Source organism: Microbacterium sp. Y356 (genome assembly GCF_059445355.1).
This window is the reverse complement of record NZ_JCAIUE010000001.1, coordinates 2,391,766-2,412,824: the sequence shown is the minus strand read 5'-3', so window position 1 is coordinate 2,412,824 and position 21,059 is coordinate 2,391,766. Positions and strand designations below refer to the sequence as shown.

Genomic DNA, 21,059 nt, shown 5'->3' with positions numbered 1-21,059 from the left:
GTGACGATGACGCCCCCGCTCAATCTGTCCCGCCGGCAGTTCATGACTGCTGCCTCAGTAGCTGCCGCCGCTGCCCTGCTCGCAGGATGCGCCCCCGGCTCCAACCCCGCATCGAACGCCCAAACCCTGCAGTTCTGGCATCTCCTCAGCGGTGGGGACGGCGTCACCATGTCGTCCCTTCTCGACCAGGTCAATACCGCGCAGGACGCGTACAACATCCGCCCGACAGTGCTCGCCTGGGGCACGCCGTACTACACGAAACTCGCCATGGCGGGTGCCGGCGGCCGCGCGCCGGACGTCGCCATCATGCACGCCACGCGCGTCAACGGCTGGGCGCCTGGCGGACTCCTCGACGACTGGGATCTCGATCGGCTTTCCGAGCTCGGCGTCGACGCATCCACCTTCCCCGCCCCCATCTGGGAGAAGGGGTTCGTGGGAGACCGGTTGTTCAGCGTCGCGCTTGACGCGCATCCGTTCGTCCTGATGTTCAACACCGATATCTGCGATGCGGCAGGTGTGCTCGACTCCAAGGGGCGACTGCAGGAGACTTCATCCCCCGAGGAGTTCCTCGATCAGCTCCGCACAGTCAGCGGCGCAGCTGGCGGACACGCCCTCTCATACGGGTATCTCGGAGACGGCGCGCAGATGTGGCGCCTCTTCTACGGCCTGTACGCGCAGCACGGGCTCGCCATGGAACTGCCCGTCGGCGGCAAGGCCGTGATCGACAAGGATGCCGCGGTCGAGGTGCTCACTCTCATGCAAACGCTGCTCGATGGCGAGATCGCCGCCGCGCAGAACGACTACGGCAGCGCGATCGCCGAGTTCGCTACCGGCAAGAGCGGCATGCTGATGACCGGGGTCTGGGAACTGCGCACGATGCAGAACGCCGGTATCCCGTTCGACGCGACGATGATCCCCACCCTGTACGGCACGCCGGCCGTCTACGCGGACTCGCACTCGTTCGTTCTCCCCCATCAGGCGAACGCCGATCCGGCGAAGCGTGACCTCACCTATCAATTCGTCGCCGACATGCTGAAGGGCTCCTTCGGGTGGGCCGAGGCCGGGCACATCCCCGCCTTCCTTCCGGTGACGTCCTCCCCCGAGTACGCCGAGCTGATCCCCCAGGCCAACTACGCCGAGGCCGCAGAGCATGTCGTCTACGACCCGACCGCGTGGTTCACCGGCTCCGGATCCAACTTCCAGGGCGAATTCGGTGCCGCAGTGCAGGGCGTGCTGCTCAGCGGCGACGACCCTGCCGCCGCGATCGATCGCTTCGAGTCCCGAGTGAACACGCTGCTCGCCCAGCCCAACCCGGCAGACCCCGAAGGGACGTGGAAGCCATGACGACCACCGCCAGCGCCACGCGCGCGATCGTCACCGCCGGGGCATCCGATCTCCGCCCCCGCCGCGCCGGGTTCCAGCGTCGCGAACAGCTGATCAGCTGGGCGTTCCTCGCCCCGTTCCTCGTCGCTTTCATCCTGTTCCTCGCCTGGCCGATCGTATTCGGCATCTACCTGAGCTTCACCGACCAGTCGCTCACCGGCGCCGGTGGAGCATTCGTCGGGTTCGCCAACTATGCCGAGGCGCTCACCGACCCCGTGATGTGGCAGTCGCTGTGGAACACCGTCTGGTTCACGCTGCTGTCCACGGTGCCGCTCATTGTGATCGCACTGCTGATGGCGGCGCTCGTCGATCGCGGCCTGCCTGGTCAGTGGCTCTGGCGGCTGTCCTTCTTCATGCCGTACCTGCTGGCGTCGACCGTGATCTCGCAGATCTGGGTGTGGATCTTCAACCCGCAGATCGGTGCGGCGAACAACATCCTGAGCTTCTTCGGACTTGAGCCGATCGCCTGGCTGCAGAACCCGGAGACGAACATGCTGTCCATCGTCATCGCGACGGTGTGGTGGACGGTCGGGTTCAACTTCCTGCTGTACCTCGCTGCGATGCAGAACATCCCCTCTCAGCAGTACGAAGCCGCGTCGCTCGATGGGGCGGGTGCCTGGCGTCAGTTCTGGACGATCACGCTGCCGCAGCTTGGCCCGGCGACCGTGCTGATCCTGATCCTGCAGATCCTCGCCTCGCTGAAGTTGTTCGACCAGGCGTACCAGATGCTCGGCGGCGTCGCCAGCGATACGACCCGCTCAATCGTGCAGTACATCTACGAGACCGGATTCGTGAGCTATCGCTTCGGTTACTCGGCCGCGATCTCGTATGTCTTCTTCGCCCTCATCGTCATCATCGGCATCGCGCAGGCCCTGGTCATGCGCCGCCGGAAGGAGCAGTGATGTCCACCGCAACCCTGTCTCCGACCGAGGCGATCACCGTGCCGAAGGCCCGTCGCTCTCGTCGTCCTCGTCTGCCGGGTCAGAAGCCCTTCAGCCCGTTGCGCGTCGCTGCATTCGTGGTGCTCGCACTGCTCGCCATCGGCTGGTTGCTTCCGTTCCTGTGGGCCATCGCGACGGCGTTCAAGACAGAGACGGATGCCGCATCAGGCGACCCCGGCTGGATCGGCGCGACCGGGCCGACCATCGAAGCGTTCGTCGCGATCCTATCGCAGGGCAACGTCTACACCTGGGCATTCAACAGCCTGTGGACGTCTGTCGCGGTGACTCTGATCACACTGACGATCTCGGCTCTCGCCGCCTACGCGTTCTCGCGCCTGGACTTCTCCGGACGGAAGTGGCTGTTCGTGGCGATTATCGCCTCGATCGTGGTGCCGCCGCAGGTGCTGATCATTCCACTGTTTTACGAGATGCTCGCGTTCAACATGATCGATACGTACTGGGGGCTGATTCTCCCTCAGGTGGTGGCACCTGCCATGGTGTTCATCCTCAAACGGTTCTTTGATGCGATTCCGATCGAGCTCGAGGACGCTGCCCGCGTCGACGGTGCCAGCCGGCTGCGAATCTTCTGGTCGATCGTGCTGCCGCTGTCTCGGCCGATCATGGCATCCGTCGCGATCTTCGTGTTCATCGGCGCGTGGAATAACTTCCTCTGGCCCTTCCTCGTCATCAACGACACCACGCTGATGACCCTGCCTGTCGGTCTCCAGACCGTGATCAGCGCCTATGGCGTGCAGTACGCCCAGGTCATGGCGCAGGCTGTGCTCGCAGCACTGCCGCTCATCATCGTGTTCATCATCTTCCAGAAGCAGATCGTCAAGGGAGTCGCGACCAGCGGCTTCGGCGGTCAGTAATCCATCCCACCCGGCGTCAGAGCCAGAATCAAGGAGTGCAATGAGCAAGGCCCGCATCACCATCGACCGCGACTTCACGATCGCCGAGGTGCCGCGTAGGCTCTTCGGCTCCTTCGTCGAGCACATGGGTCGTTGCGTGTACACCGGCATATACGAACCCGGCCATCCGGCCGCGGATGACCGCGGCTTCCGCAAGGACGTGCTAGAGCTTGTACGTGAGATGGGACCGACCGTCATCCGCTATCCGGGCGGCAACTTCGTCTCCGGGTATCTCTGGGAAGACGGCGTCGGCCCTGTGTCCGAGCGTCCGACGCGCATCGACGGCGCCTGGCACACGATCGAGACCAACGCGTTCGGCCTGCACGAGTTCGTGGACTGGGCGAAGGAGGCTGACGTCGAGGTGATGGAGGCCATTAACTTGGGCACCCGCGGCGTCGAGGAAGCGCGCGCGCTCGTCGAGTACGCAAACCACCCCGGCGGCACGGCGTGGTCAGACCTGCGTCGCAAGAATGGCGCTGCTGATCCCTTCGACATCAAGCTCTGGTGCCTGGGCAATGAACTGGACGGACCGTGGCAGATCGGGCACAAGACCGCCCACGAGTACGGCCGGCTCGCGCAGGAGTCAGCGAAGGCCATGAAGCTGGTCGATCCGTCTATCGAGCTGGTGGCAGTCGGATCCTCCAATCGCGGGATGCCAACCTTCGGGACGTGGGAGCACACGGTGCTCACGCACGCCTATGACGAGGTCGACTACATCTCCATGCACGCCTACTACCAGGAGCACGACGGCGACGCGGAGTCGTTCCTCGCCGAGGCGGTGGAGATGGATGCCTTCATCGAGGGCGTCGTCGCGACGATCGACGCGGTCAAGGCCGCGGGCAAGCACACCAAGCAGGTCGACATCTCGTTCGACGAGTGGAACGTCTGGTACCAGAGCGGCCTCGACAGCGACGACCAGCCGCACCAGGTATCGAAGTCCTGGCGCACCCACCCTCGCCTGATCGAGGACACGTATTCGGTCACGGATGCCGTCGTCGTAGGCACCTTCCTGAACAGCCTGCTGCGTCACGGCGACCGGGTGCGCATCGCGAACCAGGCTCAGCTCGTGAACGTGATCGCGCCGATCCGATCTGAAGAGGGTGGCGCGGCGTGGCGACAGGCAAGCTTCTGGCCATTCGCTCGGATGTCCCAGCTCGCGCGTGGCCGCATCCTGCGCCTGGCCGTCTCGTCGTCGCAGATCAGCACGAAGCGCTACGGCGACGTCGACGCTGTGGACGCCGCGGCGACCTATGACGAGGAGACGGGTCGGGTCGTTGTATTCGTAGCGAACCGGTCGCTGGAGGAGTCTAACGATCTCACGATCGACCTTCGCGGCCTTGGCGATCTGCGGGTTACGAACGCCGAGACGCTGACGATTCCCGAGTCCGGCGATCGTCACACCGCGAACCTCGAGACCACACCGGATGCCGTGCGCATGGTGCCACTCGTCGCGGCCGAGGTCGTCGAGGGTGCCGTCCGCGCGACGCTGCCCCCGCTGTCCTGGTCAGTGATCGAGCTCGCGGCCTAACTCCCCGCGTTCGACAAGCGCAAATGGCTGCATCCGGGGCATGGATGCAGCCATTTGCGCTTGTTGAACCTGTCAGACCGGCGACTACTCACATTCTTCCTGCGTCTGCTCGGTGATGATCCATTCGGATGCCGGCCGCGTCATAACCACCATTCCGCAGTCGCCGGAAGCGAGATAGGTGACGTGCAGCACGGCATCCGTCTCGGTCTCCGACTCAACGGCGATAGTGATGTCTGCGTTCTGATCGAATGAGCGGTAGAGATCTGCGGCGACCGTGATCATCTCCTCGCATGTGGACGCTTCGATGCCCGACTCCGCCATCTCCGCGAGCATGCGCGCCACGAGCTCCGGAGCCAGCGCGGCACAGGCCTCATCGACCTCGGGGATGCGCGAGGCCTCCAGCCACGCACGAAAGCTCTCGGTCGCCCCCAGCGTGGGCTCGGGCGTGGGCGTGGGGTCGGGCTCGGCTGTCTGCTCGGTCACCTCGGAAGGCGTCTGCTCGACGTGCGGCGCAGGTTGCTCCGCCGTCGGCGAGGTGCATCCTGTCAGCACGAAGCTCACCGCGATCACCGCGGCACACAGGGCGAGTTTCGCCTTCCTCCGAGCAGAAGCGCTGGTGCTGGCAGTGACTCTTCGCGCCGTTTCCCTCATAGATTCCACTTTGGCATGCATCGACTCATCGCCGTCGGATAGTTCGCGACGTGTAGGCTCCTGCGCAGTGCTGCCCACGATCCTCCTCACCGGCAACGAAGCAGCCGATTCCACCATCGAAGGGGAACCATATGCCCATCTCTTCAGCGTCGGCAATCCAGGCCGTCGGACAGTTCGGTGTGTGGCGCGGCGGCAGCCTCCTCACCCCTGACATCGCGTCATCCATCGAGAAGCTCGGATACGGCGCACTGTGGATCGGAGGCTCACCCGCAGCCGATCTCGCCATCGCCGAGGAACTGTTGGATGCCACCGAGCACCTGACGATCGCCACCGGGATCGTGAACATCTGGACCGCCCCCGCTGCTGAAGTCGCAGCATCCTTCCACCGCCTCGAGCAGACGCACCCCGGCCGGTTCCTCCTGGGGATCGGTATCGGGCACCGTGAATCCTTGGGCGACACCTACCAAAAGCCCTACGCCGCACTCGTCACCTATCTCGACGCACTCGACAACGCAGGAGTGCCAGCCGAACGCCGGGTGATCTCAGCTCTCGGACCGAAGACCCTCACACTCGCGGCCGAGCGCGCAGCGGGCACCCACCCGTATATGACGACACCTGCGCATACCCGCTTCGCACGAGAAATCGTCGGCGACGACACTCTCGTTGCGCCAGAGCAGCGGCTCATCCTGAACACGGACCCAGAGGAAGCCCGCGCAGCGGGTCGCCGTTTCCTCTCCCGCTACCTCTCCCTGTCGAACTACCGCCGCACGTTGGAGAGCCACGGCTTCACCGCCGAAGATCTCGACGACGGCGCAACCGACGCGGCCGTGGATGCGCTCACCCCGCACGGAACGGCAGCTCAGCTCGCGACCACTATTCGGGGACATCTCGATGCCGGCGCCAACCACGTCTGCGTCCAGGTTCTGCCCGCCGGGGAGGACCCGTTGGAGACCCTGCGCCCGCTCGCGAGCGAGCTCGGGCTCTCCGCGTAGACACCGGTTCGGCTAGACTCGCCGCACACCTCGCCCGCATTGGCAGGGTTTCTCGGCCGGAATCTTGGCCGCTCGTCTTCATCATCGACTTGCGCTCAGGAGATCCATGCCCATGTTCACCGGCCGCCCCCTCGCGGCATCCGCCATTCTGCTCACCGCGCTCGTCGCCAGTGGATGCTCCGCCAGCGCCCCAAGCGCGGCGGTCGAGGATGCTCCGGCTCCCGCCGCGAGTTCCACCTACCCGCTGACGATCGACAACTGCGGCACCACTGTCACGTTCGACGAGGCGCCCGAAGACGTTCTCGCGATCAAGTCGACATCGATCGAGATGATGCTCGCGCTGGGCCTCGAAGATCACCTGATCGGCACCGCCTTCTCGGACGGACCGATCGCAGAAGCATGGGCCGATCGCGGCACCGAGGTCCCGGTGATCTCCGACAAAGTTCCCGGCCAGGAGGCGACACTCGAACTCGAACCCGACCTCGTCTACGCGGGGTGGGAGTCAAATGTCACCGCCGATGGTGCCGGCGACCGCGAGGTGCTCGCCTCGCTCGGTGTGAACACGTTCGTCTCGCCGTCGGCCTGTCAGGGGCCCGACTATCAGCCCGTTCCGCTGACGTTCGATGACGTCTTCGCCGAGATCGAGCAGGTCGGTGCGATCTTCGATGCATCGGATGCCGCAGCAGACCTCGTCTCCGATCTGCAGACCCGACTCGATGCGGTCACCCCTGATGACCGCGGGCTGACCGCCCTCTGGTTCAGCTCCGGCAGCGACACCCCGTTCGTCGGCGCCGGCATCGGCGCACCGCAGATGATGATGGATGCCGCAGGCCTCACCAACATCGCGGAAGACGTGGACGAGACCTGGTCGAGCCTCAGCTGGGAGGTCATCGTCGACGCCAACCCCGATGTCATCGTGCTGGTCGATTCTGCGTGGAGTTCGGCGGAGAAGAAGATCGACATGCTCGAGGCGAATCCGGCGACGGCACAGCTTCCGGCAGTCCTGAACAGTCGGTACCTGATCGTGCCGTTCCCGGCCGGCGAGGCCGGAGTCCGTAATGTCGAGGCGGTCGAATCTCTGCTCACCCAATTGGAGGCGATCGACCTACCGTGACCGCCCTCACCTCGAACCAACCGGCTATCGCGCCCGATTCCGATCGGCGCGATCGCTCCGGTGCGCGCACCGGCGCGTGGACGGTCGCGTTGGTCATTGCCCTCGGGCTCTCCGTCGTAGTCAGTGTCACCCTGGGCCCGGCACAGATATCCGCGAGCGAGGTGTGGGGAAGCATCCTGTCTCACCTGGGGATCGGGGAGTCGTCTCTGATGACGTTGCGCGACGGAATCATCTGGCAACTGCGGATGCCGCGCGTGCTCGCAGCAGCCGCAGTAGGCGCCGGTCTCGCGATCTGCGGGGCGATCATGCAGGCGGTGCTGCGCAACCCGCTCGCTGACCCCTATCTGCTCGGCCTCTCCTCCGGTGCATCATTCGGGGCAGTCCTGGTGATCGTGCTGGGATTCTCGATCGCACTTCCTCTCGCCGCATTCGGCGGCGCACTGGGCGCGTTGGCGCTGACGCTCTTGATGGCCGGTGCGATCGGACGCATGACCGCGTCGCGGACGATCCTGGCCGGCGTCGCCGTCTCTGCGGCGCTCGGCGCCCTGACCAGCCTGGTGATCTTCTGGAGCGCGACCGGCGACACCTACCGGGAGATCCTCGGGTGGCTGCTCGGATCGCTGGCCGGGGTCACCTGGCCGATGGCGCTCCTCGCACTCGCGGCGATCGTGCTCGTGGGCGGGCCTTTGATGCTCAGCGCGGGCGCACTCGATGCCTTCGCCTTTGGCGACCGTGCAGCAGCCTCCCTCGGGGTCTCGGTCGAACGGACTCGCTGGATCCTGCTCGGCGCCACGGCGCTGCTGACCGGGTGCCTGGTCGCGGTGAGCGGTTCGATCGGCTTCATCGGTCTGGTCGTTCCGCACGCCGTGCGACTGATCGTCGGCGCGCGACACCGCGTGCTGCTGCCGCTGTCGGCATTGACCGGGGCAATCGTGCTGATCTGGGCTGACACGCTGGCCCGCACGCTCTTCGACCCAAGGGAATTGCCCGTCGGCGTCGTCACGGCACTCATCGGTGCCCCACTGTTCGGGCTCCTGCTGCTGCGCTCTCGGAGGATCTCATGACTCGACCACCCCTTACTTCCGGGCCTCCACTGCGAACCGACGGCGTCTCGTTCAGCCGGGGCGGCCGGATGCTGATTGACGGAATCGAATGCACTGTCGAGGCCGGATCTCTCACCGCGCTCGTGGGCCCGAACGGTGCCGGCAAGTCGACGCTGCTGCATCTGATCGCCGCAGCGGAGGCGCCGACAGCGGGCGCGATCGAGCTCGACGGGACGGATGCCCGCACGATGCGGCGCCGTGCGCGGGCACGCTACACCGCGCTCGTCGAGCAGCAGGCAGATACCGATCTCGATCTGAGTGTGCTCGATGTCGTCCTTCTCGGACGCACCCCCCACCTCTCCATGCTCGGTAGCCCGGATGCGACCGATGCCGAGATCGCCCGAACGGCACTGCACCGAGCCGGTGCGGATGCATTCTCTGAGCGGCGGTTCCAGGAGCTTTCCGGCGGCGAGCGCCAGCGAGTGCTGCTGGCCCGCGCGCTCGCACAGGAGCCGACGCTGCTGCTCATGGATGAGCCGACCAATCACCTCGACATCCACGCGCAGCTGCACACACTCGGGCTGATGCGCACACTTGCCGACGACGGCATCGCTATCCTCGCTGCGCTGCACGACCTCCCGCTCGCTGCCCGCTACGCCGACCAGGTCATCGTCGTGGACCGTGGCCGGGTCGTGGCATCCGGAGCGCCGGCCGACACTCTCACTCCGGAGCTGATCCAGCTCGTCTACGGGGTGCGCGCCGACGTCATCCCGCATCCGGTGGATGGCTCGCCGTTGATCGCGTTTTCGCCGCTCGAGGTGGAACCTGCGGCGCGCGCTTCGGACGAAGTGCTCTCCCCGACGCGGGCGTCGGTAGTCTCGATGGGATGAGCACCCCGGAGTTCCCCGACCACCTGATCGACCTGCTGGAGCGACCGCTGCACGGCGCACTGGGCACGGTCGGCCGCGATGACGCCGTGAACGTGAGCCCGATGTGGTTCGAGCGTGATGGCGACACCATCCGCTTCACCCACACGACAAAGCGCGCCAAGTACCGGAATCTTAAGCGCAATCCGTCGATGAGCCTGGCGGTGTTCGATCCCAACAATCCGTCCCGATACGTCGAGGTACGCGGGCGCCTCGTCGAGATTACGGAAGACCCCACCGGGGCCTTCTACCAACAGCTCGGCCGCCGATACGGCACACCCGACACCCCTGCACCGCCAGACAGCGCCGACCGCGTCATCCTCGTGATGTCGATCGACCGCGTGATCGGGCGCTGAGGCGCCGACTCTTCTCAGAGCAGGTCAGGTCATTTCAGTTCAGCGCGGGAATGACCTGCCGCTCGAAGAGCTCGATCCCTGAGCGGTCGTAGGCGGCTTCGGGGAAGTAGTGGATCGCGTAGCCGAGCCCGCGGGTCGACATCTCCTGCAGTCGCTCGACGATCTGCTCCGGAGTACCTACGAGCGCCTGATCGCCACGATAGTTCTGCATGTATGCGTCTGTGTGATCGCCGAGGTGGGGAGCGACCCGCGCCTCGATGGCAGTGAGTCGTTCGGTGACCTCGGCCTCGGTTGCACCGATCACCGTGTTGAAGTTGGTTGACCGCACGATCGCGTCGAAATCCGTTCCGACATCCAGCGTGTGCTTTCGCAGAATCTCGCTCTTGCGGCTGAACTCGTCTGGTGTGCCAGCGAAGTTCGTGTAGTTCGCGTACTTTGCGGCGATCTTCAGCGTGACCTTCTCACCGCCACCAGCGATCCACAGTGGGATGCCCCCCTCCTGGAGCGGGAGTGGCCGGACGATCGCATGATCGACCTGGTAGAACTTCCCATCCAGAGTGGCCTCGCCCGTCGTCCAGGCTTGGCGCATGATCTGCACACCCTCGTCGAGGCGGCGGAGCCGGTCACCCGCTGAGGGGAACCCGTAGCCGTAGGCGCGCCACTCGTGCTCGTACCATCCGCCGCCGATCCCCATCTCGGTGCGGCCACCGGAGACGATGTCGACCGTCGCTGCAACCTTCGCGAGGTACGCCGGATTGCGGTACGTCATGCATGTGCACATCTGCCCAAGGCGGATGCGACTGGTCGAGGCGGCGAACGCCGACATGAGCGTCCATGCCTCGTGGGTCGCTTCCTCGCTGGGAACCGGGGTCGTGTGGAAGTGGTCATACACCCACAGCGATTCCCATGGCCCGGCATCCGCGGCCTGCGCAAGATCACGCATCGCCGTCCACTGCTCGGCAGGATCGATGCCGACGAGATCGAATCGCCAGCCTTGGGGAATGAAGGTTCCGAAGCGCATGCGGCCAGCTTAGGGCTACAGCGCGCGCAGCCTCGGCGACGGCTTGTGAGCGCGCTCTCCGCGTAACCGACGGTTCCGCTAGACTCGCCGCACACCTCGCCCGCATTGGCAGGGTTTCTCGGCCGGAATCTTGGCCGCTCGTCTTCATCATCGACTTGCGCTCAGGAGATCCATGCCCATGCTCACCGGCCGCCCTCTCGCGGCACCCGCCAATCTGAGTGCTGCGCTCACTGCCAGCGCCCCGAGCACGGGCGGCGCACGTGGGCAATAACGCACCGGTGCTGCCGCGCCACGGAAGCGCGGCGCGCATGTGGACGGTGATCGTGCCGATCAAGAACACCAAGCACGGGAAATCGAGGTTCAACGTCGCAGAAGGCGAGCGCGCTGCCCTCGCTCTGGCACTCGCGACAGACACCGTTCTCGCCGCTATGGCCTGTCACGCGGTGGGCGAGGTCATCGTCGTGACCGATGACGATGACCTTCCCCTGTGGCTGCCCGACACCGTGCGTTTCGTGCCCGATCCAGGGGCGGGGCTGAACGCGGCGATCGCCGCCGGCGCGGCAGCCGCGTCACTCCATTGGCGGGCGGCACTGCTCGGCGATTTGCCGGCGCTCACCCCTGTCGATCTCGGCGCGGCGCTGCACATTGCGTGCGGCGTGCCCCGCGGGGTGGTGGCGGATGCTGAGGAGGTCGGATCCACGCTGGTGACCGCGTCGGCAGGCCTCGCCTGGGAGTCGATGTTCGGACCGGGATCGTTCGCGGCGCACCAGCGGATGGGATGCGTCGCCATCGATGTCTCCGCTCAGTCGTCCCTGCGTCGCGACGTCGACACGGTTGCCGGACTCGCCCACGCCGCTGAACTCGGCCTTGGCGTGCATACCGCGGCCTGGCGCACCTCTTACAAAGCGGCCTGACGACGTTTCGGCCGGTGCGACTCACCGGCGCGCATGGCGTCCTCCGCGAGCACGGCCGACGTGTCGAGGTCCCGCATCCACAGGGGCCGGACGACCGCAGTGATGCCGGCTGCGTCGATGTCGGCGGCGAGCGCAGAGTCCTCCTCGGCGATCAGCCATGCATCGAGCAATCCTCCGTGTGCACGCGCTCCGTAGTGCGCCGCGATCGCCGCCGCGCTCGACTCGACACCGATCGCCGCCAGACAGACATCGGCCATGCCTCTGACAACGCTGCCGTCGATGATCGGCGACGTTCCGACAACGGATGCCGGAGTGTCGCGCAGCGCGTCACGGATACCAGGAACAGCGAGGATGGGCCCGATCGAGACAACAGGATTCGACGGGGCGAGCAGCACCAGATCCGCGCCGGCGATACTCTCGATCACGCCGGGCGCAGGGGATGCCGTGGCGACTCCTGGATTCTCGAAACGCACCGGCGTCAACGCCGCACGGTGTCTGGTCCACCATTCTTGGAAATGCATCGAGCGCTCAGCGGTGCCCTCGCGAACGGTCACGATCGTGTCGACCTCCGCGTCGGTCATAGGAAGGATCCGCGCATCCAGAGGCCATCGTCGCGCCATCCGACCGAGCACCTCGCTGGGTGTTGCACCATCGCGCAGCCATCCCGTCCGGGCGAGATGCAATCCTAGATCCAGGTCTCCGAGAGTGAACCATGGCCAGCCGGCGTCCCACTGTGTGAGTTCCGCGCTGACCCGCTCGGATTCGCCGGCGCGGCCCCACCCGCGTTGAGCATCGTTGACCCCGGCGAGCGCGTAAACGAGGGAGTCGACGTCAGGTTGGAGCCGCACTCCTGTCAGCCACAGATCATCGCCGGTGTTCGCGATGATCGTCAGATGCGAAGCAGCCTCCGCTCCCCTGCGTCGCAGCGCCTCGCGCACGCCGAGTGCGAACTTCGAGCCGCCAACGCCCCCGGCGAGCACCACGATCCGCGGAGCACGGGAGTCGCTCACTCTGACAGCGCCCGCAGCCTCGGAGCCAGGTCCCGCTCGAACAGCGTCATGAAGCGTTCCTGGTCATGGCCGGGGGCGTGGAAAACGAGGTGGTTGAAGCCCCAGTCGACGTACTCCTTGATCTGCGCGACGACCTCATCCGGGTCAGTACCCACGATCCAACGTTTCGCGACCTGCTCGATCGGGAGGGCATCAGCGGCCTTCTCCATCTCGATCGGGTCGGTGATGTCGTGCTTCTGCTCCTTCGAGAGGGACAGCGGCGCCCAGAAGCGGGTGTTCTCAAGCGCCGCCGCAGTCGTCTCCTCATAGGACAGCTTGATCTCGATCATCCGATCGATCTGCTCGAAGCTACGGCCGCCAGCCGCCGCCCCCTCCTTGACCGCGGGCACGAGACTGTCGACGTACAGCTCCCGACCCTTGCCCGAGGTGCAGATGAACCCGTCACCCGCGCGCCCGGCATACTTCGCCACCGTCGGGCCACCCGCGGCGATATACACCGGGACACCACCCTCTGGGACGTCATAGATGGATGCATCGTGCGTGGAGTAGTACTCGCCGTCGAAGCTCGTCCGCTCCCCCGTCCACAACGCACGCATCAGGCGGATCGATTCCCGCAGCCGCGCGAAGCGCTCACGGAACTCCGGCCACTCCTGCTCGCCCGCACCCTGGAATCCGGTGGCGATCTCGTTCAGCGCCTCACCGGTGCCGACGCCGAGGAATACCCGTCCAGGGCTCAGGCATCCGAGCGTCGCGAACGCCTGCGCGATGACGGCAGGGTTGTATCGGAACGTCGGCGTCATCACGCTCGTACCGATCCGGATGCGCTCGGTGCGTGCGCCGACAGCCGCCGCCCACGCGATCGAGAACGGCGCATGACCGCCGGTGTAGCGCCACGGCTGAAAATGGTCACTCACTGCCACCGACTCGAACCCGTGCCGCTCTGCCGCGACAGCGATGTCGACCAGCTCACGCGGAGCGAACTGCTCAGCGGATGCCTTATATCCCAGTGTCAGCGTCATTGACTGTCTCCTTCGATTGTGTAGTTTCTTGCTCGGTAGCGGCGGCCGCACCGGCAGCTTTATATCCCTCGTCGAATCCGATCCGGTGCGCCTCGTCGGCACCCAGCCGGAACATGTCCTTCTCGGAAGATCTCACGATGCTCGAGGCGCCGGGAAGATCAAGATCGCCCACGAGGCGTCCCAGTCCCCGTACAACAGCAACCGGGCATCCGCTGATCTTGCCCTTGACCAGGTCGCCGGCAGCCGCCAACTCATCCGCGACACAGGGCTGCGTCACAATGAGCGGCCGACCCGCACTGTCGAGCTCGCCATGCAGCTGATCGAAGACGTGCACTCCCGCCGCGCCGATAGCGACGTCGGTCTGCCCATCGCGCCACGGGCGCCCCAGGGTGTCACTCACGATGATGCCGACGTCCACGCCGGTCTCAGCGCGGATCGCCGACGCGATCGCTCGAGCGGATGCATCCGGGTCCAGCGGCAGCAGCAGGATCGTTCCCGGTTCAGTGTTCGAGGCATCCACTCCCGCGGCAGCCCCGACGATTCCGAGCCGGTTCTGCACGATGCGCGTCACACCACCATCCGCCCGTTGACGCGTCGCGACGACGCGCACGGTCTCGGCGGTGATCGCGTCCTCGCGGTCCTCCGCTCGCACCGACCGCCCTTCAGCCTTCGAGATGATCTTCGATGTAACGACCAGGATGTCGCCGTCAATCAGCTGGTCTCCGGCGGTGGCATCCAGAATCATCCTTGGCAGGTCTGCGTCTGCGGTCACTTCGGGGATTCCCACAAGTGCCCACACCTGCATCCGGTCATTCATGTCATTTCACCAATTTCGGAAGAATCTCACGGCCGGCGATCTCGATCCATGCATCCTGCGTACGGGACCCGACGTTGTGCACATGCACCGCGTCGAACCCGAGATCGAAGAACGACTGCAGGTAAGTGCGATGAACTTCCGGGTCAGACGAGATGGGAATGCGTGCACGGATGTCGTCCGCCGTGACGGAACGCGCGAGCTGATCGACGTCGAACGGAGAACGGATGTCGCCTCTGGGGAATCGCAGACCGGCCATCGGCCAGTCCCGCAATGCCTGGGCCATCGCCTCGTCATCGGTGGGCGCCCACGACAGCTGTGCGTGGACCACCGTCTGCGTTGACTCCGCGGAACGTCCGGCCTCCCGCCGGCCCTCCCGAAACGCGTTGAGTAGTGCCGTCAGTCGCTCCGCTGGGCCCGCCTGCACGACCATTCCGTCGAGGGTGCGCCCCGCGCGACGCGCAGTCATCGGGCCACCTGCCCAGACCTGCATCCTGGGCGGCGACGCGGGCATCGTCCACAGGCGCGACGATTCGAGACGGAAGTGCGGGCCGGAATGCCGAGTGTCATTGCCTTTGGCCGAGGCTGCGAAGAGTTTGCGGATGATCTCTGCCGCATCGAACAGCCTCGCCGCACGCTCGGAGGCTTCCGGCCAATACTGGCCCACGATGTGCTCGTCAATCGCATCACCCGCAGAAAGGACGAGCCGGTGTCGGTCAGGGTACAGCGCGGCAAGTGTCGCGCTGGCCTGCGCCACCGTCGCCGGATGCATCCGATAGCCGGGAACGGCCGAGGCCGTCACCATTCCGGCGGTCTGCTGCCCGATCGCTCCCAGCACAGCCCACGCGAACGAGGCGTTTCCCTGGCTGGGCAACCACGGCTGGAAACGGTCGGCGACGACCGTGCCGGCGAATCCGCTCTTGTCGGCCGCGGCCGCCAGTTCGACCGCGGCATCTGGAGCGAACTGCTCCAGCGCGACGACGTGATGAACCTCACCGGGCGTGGCATTCATCGAGCTGGAGGGCATACCGGAAGCTTATTGCGCGCGGGAGCAGGCACGGCGCCCGGCGAAGTGTCAGCCACGCGCGGGCACCACCGCATCCGCGCGCTGCGCCAACCGCATCCAGGTCTCCACGACCGTGTCTGGATTGAGTGACATCGATTCGATGCCCTGATCGAGCAGCCAATCGGCGAGGTCGGGATGGTCAGAGGGGCCCTGTCCGCAGATGCCAACGTACTTGCCGCGGCGCAGGCACGCCTCGATCGCCATCGCGAGCATCTTCTTCACGGCAGGATCGCGCTCGTCGAACGTCTGCGCGACGAGCGCCGAGTCGCGGTCAAGGCCGAGGGTGAGCTGAGTCATGTCGTTCGACCCGATCGAGAATCCGTCGAAGTGGTCGAGGAACTCATCCGCCAGCAGGGCGTTCGACGGCACCTCGCACATCATCACGACCTCGAGTCCGTTCTCGCCGCGACGGAGACCGTTCGCGGCGAGAAGCTCAATAACCGCCGCGCCCTCGGCGACCGTGCGCACGAACGGGATCATGATCTTGACGTTTTTCAGGCCCATGTCATCGCGCACGCGGCGGATCGCCTCGCACTCCATGTCGAAGCACTCGCGGAAGTCAGCCGAGATATAGCGCGATGCTCCGCGGTACCCGATCATCGGGTTCTCCTCGTGCGGCTCGTAGCGGTCGCCGCCGAGCAGGTTCGCGTACTCGTTCGATTTGAAGTCGCTCATGCGCACGATCACAGGTTCTGGAGCGAACGCCGCGGCCAGCATCGCTACGCCCTCGACGACGCGCTGCACGAAGAACTCGCGCGGTGTCGGGTACGCCGCGATGCGTTCGGCGATCTGGGCCTGCAGGTCATCCGGGAGCGAGTCGTATTCGAGCAGAGCACGCGGATGGATGCCGATCTGGCGGTTGATGATGAACTCCAGGCGCGCGAGTCCGATACCGCGATTGGGCAGGCGAGAGAACGAGAAAGCCTGATCGGGGGTGCCGACATTCATCATGATCTTGACCGGGACCTCCGGCATCCGATCCAGGTGGGTCTCCTCCTCGGTGAAGTCGAGGAGGCCCTGGTACACGAGTCCGTCGTCGCCTTCGGCACACGAGACGGTGACGTCGAGGCCGTCTGGGAGCACGCTGGTCGCATCTCCCGTACCGACGACGGCGGGGATGCCGAGCTCGCGCGCGATGATCGCCGCGTGGCAGGTGCGTCCGCCGCGGTTGGTGACGATCGCGGATGCCTTCTTCATGATCGGTTCCCAGTCGGGGTCGGTCATGTCGGCGACGAGTACGTCACCGGCCTTGAAGCTCGCCATCTGATCGATGCTGCGGAGCACACTGACCGCGCCGGAACCGATCTTCTGCCCGATCGCGCGTCCTGTCGAGAGCACCTCACTGCGCTCGGCGAGCACGAAGCGGCGCATGACGTTCGCGTCGGCGCGAGAGACGACGGTCTCGGGACGGGCCTGGAGGATGTAGATCCTGCCGTCGACGCCGTCGCGCGCCCACTCGATGTCCATCGGGCGTCCGTAGTGCTGCTCGATCGTGACTGCGTGACGGGCGAGCTCTTCGACCTCGGCATCCGTGATGCTGAGAAGACGACGCTGGTTGGCCGGGACGTCTTCGAAGACGGTCGTTCCGCCGACCTGCTCACTCTCCGTGTAGCGCATCGCGATGGCCTTCTCACCGACGGAGCGCTTGAGGATCGCGGGGCGGAAGGCGGCGAGCGCGGGCTTGTAGACGTAGAACTCATCCGGGTTCACTGCGCCCTGCACCACCGCTTCGCCGAGTCCGTAGGAGCTCGTGATGAAGACGGCGTCCTCGAAACCGGATTCTGTGTCGACGGTGAACATGACCCCGGATGCTCCGATGTCAGAGCGCACCATCCGCTGCACGCCGACGGAGAGCGCGACGTCGTGGTGGTCGAAGCCGTTGTGCACCCGGTATGAGATCGCGCGGTCGTTGTAGAGCGAGGAGAACACCTGCTTCACTGCCTGCAGGATGTGCTCGATGCCGGAGATGTTGAGGAACGTTTCCTGTTGGCCGGCGAAGGAGGCGTCGGGGAGATCTTCTGCGGTGGCCGAGGAGCGCACTGCCCAGGAAACGGCATCCGGTGCCGGGTCGTTCTCGACCAGCCGCGTGTAGGCGGAGCGGATGTCGCGTTCGATGTCGTCGGGCAGCGGCTGCTGCTCGATCCATTCGCGCACCGCTGCACCCACGCGAGAGAGCTGGGTCACGTCATCGACATCGATCGCTTCGACGGCTTCGCGGATGCGCAGGTCGAGGCCGCTTGTCGAGAGGAAGGAGCGATAAGCATCCGCTGTCGTCGCGAAGCCGCCGGGAACGCGCACGCCAAGATCGGAGAGGTGAGAGACCATCTCGCCGAGGGAGGCGTTCTTGCCGCCGACCTGAGGAAGGTCTGCCATGCCGACCTCGTCGAACCACAGGATGTTGCTCATAGGAATGCTTCTTTCACTGGGGTTATATAAGGCGCGGTCACGCGCGCAGCTTCATGGTCTGCATGATGACCGCGGACATCTCCTCGACGCTTTTGGTCGAGGAGTTCAGGAAGGGAACACGGTTTCGTCGGTAGAGGTCTTCGGCGCGGCGTAGCTCGATGGTGCACTGCTCGAGGCTGGAGTACTGCGAGCTAGGGCGCCGTTCGTGGCGCACCTGGCTCAGCCGCAGTGGGGTGGTGGTGAGCCCGAAGCAGCGGGCGCCGTACTTCGCGACGCTGCGCGGCAACCCCTCCGTCGGGTAGTCGTCGTCGGTCAGCGGGTAGTTCGCTACGCGAAGGCCGTGCTGCAGCGCGAGGTACATGGTCGTGGGCGTCTTCCCGCAGCGCGACGGGGCGATGATGACGACGTCGGCCTGGTCGAGGGCCCTGGAGCTCTGACCGTCATCATGCTCGATCGCGTATTCGACGGCGCGCATGCGCGCGAAGTAGCGGTCAGTGTCACCGAGGCCATGGAACTGGCCGAGCTGTTCGGATGCGGTCGTGCCGAGCGCTGTCTCCAGCTCGGTCAGGTGACCGGCGAGGAGGTCGATGAGTGTGGCTTTGGAAGTGGCGAGGATGCTGCGGATCGCCGCGTGCTTGACCGTTGTGAACACGAGCGGTGCGCGGCCGGCATCGGCATCCGCGTCGATGCTAGCGGCGACGGCGCGCGCCTCGGCATCGGTGACCACGAACGGGATCGTGTGCTTGAGGAAGCGGATGCCGGGGAAGTTCGCGAGAAGTGCATTGCCGAGGGTTTCGGCGGTGACACCCGTACTGTCCGAGACGAAGTACGCGGCGCGCGGGGTAGCGACGTCGGGGACTGTGGGGGTGGTCATGATTCGACGGTACGGAAGGATTGAGCACTCCAACGACAAAAATGGAACGAAGAAAACTGCTTATTTATCAATCAGATATGGAGTTGCGGCGGACGGGCCCGCGGGTGGCCCGCTGACGGCTACCAAGTTCTCGACGACTCGGCTCTGATCCCCTCGGCCGAGATGCCATCGCAGCGCTCGGGGTTGCGGCCTCGCCCACCGTTCACGTGAGGCGCTTGGATCGCGGAAGAACTGGCACCGGCCGTTTCCCCGCCTAGCCCACGGGACATAGCCGCGCCCTCTTCGGAGAGGACTAATGGCAAGACGATACAGACCTAGCCCCGTTTAGGGATGTTGCGCTATGTTGAGGGAGATTATTAAATAACTTGTCAACAACTTATTTGTTAGCAAGGACACCACCACCACCGCTAACGCAAGGAATCGTATGAGCTACTTCGACGAAGACGACAGCAAGTACACCGCCCGCTACAAGGAGAGCACGCCCGACATCCTCAAGACCTGGGCCGAGTTCAACGGCGCTGTGTTCGCCGAGGAGGGACGAGAAATTCCTCTCAAGTACCGCGAGTTGATCGCGCTCGCGGTGACCCTCACCACGCAGTGCGTCTATTGCATCGAGTCCCACAGCAAGAAGGCCGTCGCCGCTGGAGCGTCGCAAGGGGAGCTCGCCGAGGCCGCCTGGGTTGCTTCGGCGATCCGCGCCGGTGGGGGATTCGCTCATGGCCGGCTCGGATTCAAGTTCGGGCTGGATGCAGAACCGCACGCATGAGCGAGGCTTCCACGGGAGACGCCCGATCGCAATCGGAGCAGGCCGACGCGGAAGTCGACTGGAGACGCCAGCCAGACACCGCAAGGAAGCAGCGCAAGACAGTCCGTGCGCTGATGATCATCCAGATCTTCGGGTCGTTCGGGATGGGCGCCGGACCTTCTGTCGGCGTTCTGCTCGCAGAAGAGGTCACCGGCTCCGAAGTATTGGCAGGTATCGGACGCACGTCGACCACGTTCGGCGCGGCGATCTTCGGGATACTCCTCGCAATGATCGCAATACGAGCAGGTCGGCGCACCAGTCTGACCATCGGGCTTGGAACCGCCACCTTTGGTGCGGTCGTGTTGATCGCGGCATCCGTGTACAACAGCCCTGCTCTGATGATCGCTGGGATGCTCCTGTTCGGAGCCGCCAATGCAGTGATGCTACAGACGCGGTTCACGGCAACCGACCTCGCGACGCCTGAGCGAAGCGGCCGCGCACTATCTAACGTCGTATGGCTCGGCACCGTCGGATCCGTGCTCGGCCCGAATCTCGGAGCACCCGGTCGCGTCGTTTCGGAGATGCTGGGAATGCCGCCTCTCGCCGGGGCATTCGTTATCTCAGCGGTCGCTCTCATCGTGACAGCGCTCGTCGTGCTCGTACTTCTTAGACCCGATCCGCTCAAGGAAGCCAGTCGCCTGAGCGGTACCGAAGCGACGAATGAGCGACGGCGCGCCCGGGGCGAGGGACGACCGAGCATCGTTGTGATCTGGTCGAACAGCCCTGCGCGGATGGGATTCGTCACCGCGGTGGCGTCACATCTGATGATGGTCATGCTCATGACGATGACCCCAGTGCATATGAATCATCATGGTGCGTCGCTGGAACTGATCGGGCTGACGATCAGTATTCATATCGTCGGGATGTACGCGTTCGCCCCGCTGGTGGGAATGATGATCGACCGGATCGGACCACGGCTTGCCGCTACGGTTGGCCAGTGCGTTTTCATAGCCGCCGGCGCAACCGCCTCCACCCTGGGCGATCATCCGATTCTGGTCGAGATACCTCTGTTCCTGCTCGGAGTCGCGTGGTCGATCGGATCCATCACCGGGTCCGCCGAAGTGAGCGGGAGCGTTCCTGGTTCGTACCGGATCTCGGTCCAGGGGTTCACGGACGCCTCAATGAACATCGTCGCGGCGATGGCAGCGCTTCTGGCAGGTCCGCTCCTCCAAGGAATCGGTTTCTCGGGACTCGGCTTGGTCGTGACCGGCATCGCCATCGCCGTCCTCGTTTTCGTCCAGATGACGCGGACGCCCGCCACACTGACACTCTGACCAAAGACGAT

Annotated in this window: 20 protein-coding genes; 12 read left to right on the top strand and 8 right to left on the bottom strand. The window is 65.2% G+C overall.

All coding sequences use genetic code 11. The annotated features are described in order from the left end of the window. The first annotated feature begins 6 nt into the window (after nt 1-6). Genes AC1C2Q_RS11615 through arfA form a run of 4 tightly spaced genes read left to right on the top strand, consistent with a single transcriptional unit; the run spans nt 7 to nt 4,763 of the window. The gene (locus tag AC1C2Q_RS11615) at nt 7-1,344 is read left to right on the top strand and encodes an extracellular solute-binding protein (protein ID WP_495450235.1); all 1,338 of its coding nucleotides are present in this window, start codon (nt 7-9) and stop codon (nt 1,342-1,344) included. Then, complete coding sequence (locus AC1C2Q_RS11610; RefSeq protein WP_495450234.1) at nt 1,341-2,285, top strand: carbohydrate ABC transporter permease; 945 nt, start codon at nt 1,341-1,343, stop codon at nt 2,283-2,285. The genes AC1C2Q_RS11615 and AC1C2Q_RS11610 overlap by 4 nt, the downstream gene beginning before the upstream one ends. Next, nucleotides 2,285-3,196 (top strand): carbohydrate ABC transporter permease, encoded by a 912-nt coding sequence (locus AC1C2Q_RS11605; RefSeq protein ID WP_495431268.1) that lies wholly within the window; start codon nt 2,285-2,287, stop codon nt 3,194-3,196. Before AC1C2Q_RS11610 ends, AC1C2Q_RS11605 begins: the two co-directional genes overlap by 1 nt. A gap of 40 nt (nt 3,197-3,236) precedes the next feature. Further along, nucleotides 3,237-4,763 (top strand): arabinosylfuranosidase ArfA, encoded by a 1,527-nt coding sequence (gene arfA / locus AC1C2Q_RS11600; protein ID WP_495450233.1) that lies wholly within the window; start codon nt 3,237-3,239, stop codon nt 4,761-4,763. A gap of 84 nt (nt 4,764-4,847) precedes the next feature. On the opposite strand, the gene AC1C2Q_RS11595 is transcribed toward arfA, so the two are convergent. Continuing rightward, on the bottom strand, nt 4,848-5,324 hold the full coding sequence (locus AC1C2Q_RS11595) for a hypothetical protein (RefSeq protein ID WP_495450232.1): 477 nt from the start codon (nt 5,322-5,324) through the stop codon (nt 4,848-4,850). A gap of 221 nt (nt 5,325-5,545) precedes the next feature. On the opposite strand from AC1C2Q_RS11595, the gene AC1C2Q_RS11590 reads away from it, so the two are divergent. The 5 genes from AC1C2Q_RS11590 to AC1C2Q_RS11570 all read left to right on the top strand — a co-directional run bounded on the left by AC1C2Q_RS11590 (nt 5,546) and on the right by AC1C2Q_RS11570 (nt 9,845). Continuing rightward, a complete protein-coding gene (locus AC1C2Q_RS11590) occupies nt 5,546-6,406 on the top strand; it encodes an LLM class F420-dependent oxidoreductase (protein WP_495450231.1) in 861 nt (286 codons plus the stop codon). Nucleotides 6,407-6,512: 106 nt separating this feature from the next. Beyond that, on the top strand, nt 6,513-7,520 hold the full coding sequence (locus AC1C2Q_RS11585; protein WP_495450230.1) for a putative F420-0 ABC transporter substrate-binding protein: 1,008 nt from the start codon (nt 6,513-6,515) through the stop codon (nt 7,518-7,520). Next, entirely contained in the window at nt 7,517-8,584 is a 1,068-nt protein-coding gene (locus AC1C2Q_RS11580) for a putative F420-0 ABC transporter permease subunit (RefSeq protein ID WP_495450229.1), read from the top strand. Before AC1C2Q_RS11585 ends, AC1C2Q_RS11580 begins: the two co-directional genes overlap by 4 nt. Continuing rightward, a complete protein-coding gene (locus AC1C2Q_RS11575) occupies nt 8,581-9,453 on the top strand; it encodes an ABC transporter ATP-binding protein (RefSeq protein WP_495450228.1) in 873 nt (290 codons plus the stop codon). The genes AC1C2Q_RS11580 and AC1C2Q_RS11575 overlap by 4 nt, the downstream gene beginning before the upstream one ends. Beyond that, nucleotides 9,450-9,845, top strand: coding sequence for a PPOX class F420-dependent oxidoreductase (locus tag AC1C2Q_RS11570; RefSeq protein ID WP_495450227.1), 396 nt, complete (start codon nt 9,450-9,452; stop codon nt 9,843-9,845). Before AC1C2Q_RS11575 ends, AC1C2Q_RS11570 begins: the two co-directional genes overlap by 4 nt. Nucleotides 9,846-9,879: 34 nt before the next feature. Here the strand turns inward: AC1C2Q_RS11570 and AC1C2Q_RS11565 are convergent, their stop codons facing one another. Beyond that, the gene (locus AC1C2Q_RS11565) at nt 9,880-10,866 is read right to left on the bottom strand and encodes an LLM class F420-dependent oxidoreductase (RefSeq protein ID WP_495450226.1); all 987 of its coding nucleotides are present in this window, start codon (nt 10,864-10,866) and stop codon (nt 9,880-9,882) included. A gap of 260 nt (nt 10,867-11,126) precedes the next feature. Here AC1C2Q_RS11565 and cofC point away from each other — a divergent pair, with 260 nt between their 5' ends. Beyond that, nucleotides 11,127-11,780, top strand: a complete 654-nt coding sequence (cofC, locus tag AC1C2Q_RS11560) for a 2-phospho-L-lactate guanylyltransferase (protein ID WP_495450225.1) — start codon at nt 11,127-11,129, stop codon at nt 11,778-11,780. On the opposite strand, the gene cofD is transcribed toward cofC, so the two are convergent. The 6 genes from cofD to AC1C2Q_RS11530 are packed head-to-tail and all read right to left on the bottom strand — an operon-like array spanning nt 11,765 to nt 18,969. Beyond that, nucleotides 11,765-12,790: a 2-phospho-L-lactate transferase gene (gene cofD, locus AC1C2Q_RS11555; RefSeq protein ID WP_495450224.1), complete on the bottom strand. Its 1,026-nt coding sequence runs from the start codon at nt 12,788-12,790 to the stop codon at nt 11,765-11,767. The genes cofC and cofD overlap by 16 nt on opposite strands. Continuing rightward, entirely contained in the window at nt 12,787-13,809 is a 1,023-nt protein-coding gene (gene fgd, locus AC1C2Q_RS11550) for a glucose-6-phosphate dehydrogenase (coenzyme-F420) (protein WP_495450223.1), read from the bottom strand. Before fgd ends, cofD begins: the two co-directional genes overlap by 4 nt. Beyond that, entirely contained in the window at nt 13,787-14,626 is an 840-nt protein-coding gene (gene cofE / locus AC1C2Q_RS11545; RefSeq protein WP_495450222.1) for a coenzyme F420-0:L-glutamate ligase, read from the bottom strand. The genes fgd and cofE overlap by 23 nt, the downstream gene beginning before the upstream one ends. Nucleotide 14,627: 1 nt before the next feature. Next, nucleotides 14,628-15,650 carry a TIGR03557 family F420-dependent LLM class oxidoreductase gene (locus tag AC1C2Q_RS11540; RefSeq protein WP_495450221.1) on the bottom strand — a complete coding sequence of 341 codons (1,023 nt, stop codon included), beginning with the start codon at nt 15,648-15,650 and terminating at the stop codon, nt 14,628-14,630. 48 nt (nt 15,651-15,698) lie between these two features. After that, on the bottom strand, nt 15,699-18,095 hold the full coding sequence (gene ppsA, locus AC1C2Q_RS11535) for a phosphoenolpyruvate synthase (RefSeq protein WP_495450220.1): 2,397 nt from the start codon (nt 18,093-18,095) through the stop codon (nt 15,699-15,701). 37 nt (nt 18,096-18,132) lie between these two features. Next, nucleotides 18,133-18,969 carry a pyruvate, water dikinase regulatory protein gene (locus AC1C2Q_RS11530; RefSeq protein ID WP_495450219.1) on the bottom strand — a complete coding sequence of 279 codons (837 nt, stop codon included), beginning with the start codon at nt 18,967-18,969 and terminating at the stop codon, nt 18,133-18,135. Between the two features lie 424 nt (nt 18,970-19,393). On the opposite strand from AC1C2Q_RS11530, the gene AC1C2Q_RS11525 reads away from it, so the two are divergent. After that, nucleotides 19,394-19,735, top strand: a complete 342-nt coding sequence (locus tag AC1C2Q_RS11525) for a carboxymuconolactone decarboxylase family protein (protein WP_495450218.1) — start codon at nt 19,394-19,396, stop codon at nt 19,733-19,735. Next, nucleotides 19,732-21,048, top strand: a complete 1,317-nt coding sequence (locus tag AC1C2Q_RS11520; protein WP_495450217.1) for an MFS transporter — start codon at nt 19,732-19,734, stop codon at nt 21,046-21,048. The genes AC1C2Q_RS11525 and AC1C2Q_RS11520 overlap by 4 nt, the downstream gene beginning before the upstream one ends. Nucleotides 21,049-21,059: the final 11 nt, after the last annotated feature.